The organism is Neisseria sp. HMSC065D04 (genome assembly GCF_001815675.1).
Classification (GTDB): Bacteria; Pseudomonadota; Gammaproteobacteria; order Burkholderiales; family Neisseriaceae; genus Neisseria.
Map to the genome: position 1 here is coordinate 2,387 of NZ_KV821561.1, position 2,052 is coordinate 4,438.

The following is a 2,052-nucleotide window of genomic DNA, read 5'->3' on the forward strand; positions in this document are numbered from 1 at the left end:
CGTCCCAGACGAAGTGGGTGCGTTTCGGTTCGGTACTCGTCCAGGCGAGTTTGTCTTGGCGTTCTTTGGAAAGGCGTCTGCCGAACGGGTCGTAGGCGTAGGTCCAAATCTCGGTATTGCCGGCTGGCTTTTTGATTTCGGCGCGGACGAGCTGGTTTTCTAAATCGTATTGGTAATATTGGTTTTCACCATTAGGTAGCTGGCGGTAGATCAGGTTGCCCAATGCATCGTAGGTGTATTCGATGCCGTTGTATTCTTTGAGGCGGTTGCCGCTGACAGGGTTAGGGTTGGCAGGTGATTTCAGACGACCTTGAGTTTTGGGGTCGTCTGAAATCGGCGCGGTCGTTTTGCCCTCTCCCACGGGAGAGGGAGTGGATGTTGGGATGTCGAGGATGTTGTGGGCGGGGTCGAAGGCGAATGTTTCGCTGCGGCCGGTTTGGCTGTTGCGGACTTCTTGAATGCGTCCGATTTTGTCGTAAACGTAATGGAGGACGCCGCTTCTTTGGTCGGCGCTTTGAATCAGGTTGCCGGCTTTGTCGTAGGCGTAGCGGCGGTTGACGGCGCCGCCGGCCAGCGGATTTTGTTTGCCGCGGGGGGTTTGTGTGCCGCTCCAGACGGTACGCTGGCTTTTCAGACGACCCATGGGGTCGTAGTCGTACAGGCTGCTGATGCTGCCCTGCGTCCTTTGGATTTCTCGGTGCAGTTTGTCGCGTTCGATGTCGGTAATGACTTCGCCGTCGAGGCTGATTTGGTGCAGGTGTCCGCTGCCGTAGTAAAGGTAATCGATCTGGCGGCGGTCGGGCAGGATGGTGCGGATGCGGTTGCCCAGCGGGTCGTATCGGTAGCCTACTGTGGCGCTTTGGCCGTTGTGGACGGTGGTTTCGCCGATGAGGCGGTCGAGTTCGTCGTAGGCGAGTTCGACGCTGCTGTGGTGGTTGCGGGCTTTGGTCAGGTTGCCGGTAACGGGGTCGTAGTCGAAACGGGTGCGGCTGATGCCTTCGTCTTTGCTTTGTCCGTTGCGACCGGAGACTTTGCGGCTCTGTTTTTCGATCAGTTGGCCGAGGATGTTGCGTTTGAAATGATGGATGTGCCAAGTCTCGGGACGCTCTTTCAGACGACCTTCGCTATTGCTTTGGCCGTATTCGGTCTGCTGGACCAGTTGTCCGGCGGCATCGTAGCCGTAGGCGGTGATTTTGCCGTCCCAACCGGTTTCTTGGATCAGGTTGTCGGTTTGGTCGTAATCGAGACGGTAGGTTTCGCCGTTCTCGTTGGTGAGGACGGTCAGACGGCGGGCTTTGTCGTAGGCGTAGGCGAAGGTATGGCCCAGCGCGTTGGTGCGTTTGAGCGGCAGTCCGTCCACTGCGAGTTCGTAGGCGGTTTTGGCACCGAGTCCGTCGATGTAGGCGGTCAGCCGGTTGAGGCGGTCGTATTCGAAGGTTTCGTGACTGCCGTCGGGATAGTCGGTACGGACGGGGTTGCTCGCTGCGTCGTAGTGGTGGCGGGTGGTATGGCCCAGCGCATCGGTAACGGTTTCGAGATCGCCGTATTCGGTGTAACCGAAACGGGTGGTTTCGCCGGTACAGTCGATAAAGCTGACGAGCTGGTCGAGGGTGTCGTAGTGTAGGCGTCGGGTTTTGCCTAAGGCGTCGGTAATGGTTTCGGGCAGCCATCGGGCGTTGTAGCCGTAGCTTGTGGTGTAACCGGCGGGGTCGGTGATGCTGATGAGGTTGCCGCGTTTATCGTAATCGTAGGCGGTAATCCTGCCTGCGGGATCGTTGACGGCAACCGGCAGGTTGAGGGTTTCGTGGTAGTCGATTTGGGTGCTGCTGCCGTCCGGCGCGGTGATGGCGATGACGTTGCCTTCGGTATCGTAGAGATAGCGGGTTTCGCGTCCGAGGGGGTCGCGTTCTACGGTAATGCGGCCGTAGCTGTCGCGTTCGCTGTCGCTGCGTTGTCCGTCGGCGTCGATTCGGTAGATAAGTTCGCGGTTTTCATCGAAACCGTACACTTCCGTCCGTCCCAATGCGTCGGTAACGACGGTATGGTCTTTGC

2 pseudogenes are annotated in these 2,052 nt (G+C 58.3%); both read right to left on the minus strand.

The features are described from left to right. Nucleotides 1-643, minus strand: a pseudogene (locus tag HMPREF3050_RS15075) (sugar-binding protein); the annotation flags it as partial. Nucleotides 644-1,183: 540 nt separating this feature from the next. Continuing rightward, nucleotides 1,184-2,008, minus strand: a pseudogene (locus tag HMPREF3050_RS15080) (sugar-binding protein); the annotation flags it as partial. Nucleotides 2,009-2,052: the final 44 nt, after the last annotated feature.